Origin of the sequence: Cetobacterium sp. (genome assembly GCF_048470075.1) — a bacterium.
GTDB lineage: Bacteria > Fusobacteriota > Fusobacteriia > Fusobacteriales > Fusobacteriaceae > Cetobacterium_A.
Genome location: NZ_DBGBQB010000167.1, coordinates 1 through 2,126 on the forward strand (window position 1 = coordinate 1; position 2,126 = coordinate 2,126).

At 34.6% G+C, this 2,126-nt stretch carries 1 protein-coding gene; it reads left to right on the top strand.

Translation table 11 applies throughout. The annotated features are described in order from the left end of the window. Window positions 1-178: 178 nt before the first annotated feature. Window positions 179-2,126, top strand: a 1,948-nt coding sequence (locus ACMOUI_RS05855; RefSeq protein ID WP_418964797.1) for a urocanate hydratase, incomplete at its 3' end; no start/stop codon positions are given.

Sequence of the window (2,126 nt, forward strand, 5' to 3'; positions counted from 1 at the left end):
TCTTTGTTAAGAATACCCCTTTGTATAGAGAATTGTAATTTTTATAAATGAAATGTATTTAATTTTTATATTGTATTTTTTTTAAAAATCGAGGTATTAACAGTATCAGAAAGTAACAAAATTTTTTTAATCAATTATTAAAGTCATTTTAAAAATAAAAATATGGAGGCTTAAAAATATGTTAAATCAAGAAATATTCAATGCTATGACTATTAAATTAACCCCTAGTGATATTCCATTAGAGATTCCAAAATTTGATCCTAAAGTTAGAAGAGCTCCCAAAAGAGTTGTACATTTAGAAAAAGATGAGATAGCTCTTGCATTAAAAAATGCTTTAAGATATATCCCTGAGGAGTTTCATGAGATGTTAGCTCCTGAGTTCTTGGAAGAGCTTCATACTCATGGTAGAATTTACGGGTATAGATTCAGACCTACTGGTAATATACATGGAAAACCAATTTTTGAATACGAAGGTAAGTGTACTGACGCCAAAGCAATACAGGTGATGATTGACAATAACCTTGATTTTGATATAGCTCTTTATCCATATGAACTTGTCACTTATGGAGAAACTGGGCAAGTTTGTCAAAACTGGATGCAGTATAGACTAATTAAAAAATATCTCGAGAATATAACAATGGATCAAACCTTAGTTGTTGCGTCAGGGCATCCAACAGGATTGTTTAAATCTCACCCTTCAGCTCCAAGAGTTATTATAACAAATGGGCTTATGATTGGAGCTTTTGATGATTATGATAACTGGGCTAGAGGTGCAGCCCTTGGAGTGGCAAACTATGGACAGATGACCGCTGGTGGATGGATGTACATAGGTCCTCAAGGAATAGTTCATGGAACATACTCTACGATTTTAAATGCTGGAAGACTTTTCTGTGGAGTACCTGCTGATGGAGATTTAACAGGGAAACTTTTTGTAACGTCTGGACTTGGGGGAATGAGTGGAGCTCAAGGAAAAGCCACTGTTATCGCAAAGGGGGTTTCTATAATCGCAGAGGTGGATCTATCTAGAATTCAAACTAGATTGGAACAGGGATGGATAAATAAATTTGTTACAACTCCTAAAGAAGCATTTGATTTGGCCAAAGAGAAAATGGATTCTAAAACTCCATACGCTATTGCCTACTTAGGGAATATTGTAGATCTATTGGAGTATGCGGATATAAATGATATACATATAGACCTATTATCTGACCAAACATCTTGTCATGCTGTATATGATGGTGGATATTGTCCTGTTGGAATAACATTTGAAGAGAGAACAAGATTGTTAGCAGAGGATAGAGAAACTTTTAGAAAGTTAGTTGATGAAACACTTAGAAGACACTATAATGTAATTAAAAACTTAACAAATAAGGGTGTGTACTTCTTTGATTATGGAAATAGCTTCTTAAAATCTATTTACGATATAGGAATAAAAGAGATATCAAAAAATGGAAGAGATGACAAGGGTGGATTTATATTCCCATCATATGTTGAGGATATTTTAGGACCTGAACTATTTGATTATGGATATGGACCTTTTAGATGGGTTTGTTTATCAGGGAAAAAGGAGGATCTTTTAAAAACTGATGCAGCAGCTCTTGAGCTAGTAGATCCAAATAGAAGATACCAAGATAGAGATAACTATATGTGGATTAAGGACGCAGATAAAAATGGACTTGTTGTTGGAACACAAGCTAGAATATTCTATCAAGATGCTATGAGTAGAACTCAAATAGCTTTAAAATTTAATGATATGGTTAGAAGAGGTGAGATTGGTCCAGTTATGCTAGGACGTGACCACCACGATGTTTCAGGAACAGATTCACCATTTAGAGAAACATCAAACATAAAAGATGGAAGTAATATTATGGCTGATATGGCGACTCAATGTTTTGCTGGAAATGCAGCTAGAGGGATGACTATGATAGCTTTACACAATGGTGGGGGAGTAGGAATTGGGAAATCTATAAATGGTGGATTTGGAATGGTTTTAGATGGAAGTAAAAGAGTTGATAACATTTTAATGCAGGCAATGCCATGGGATGTAATGGGAGGAGTAGCAAGAAGAGCTTGGGCAAGAAATCCTCACTCCATTGAAACAGTTATAGAGTTTAATAAAAACAATG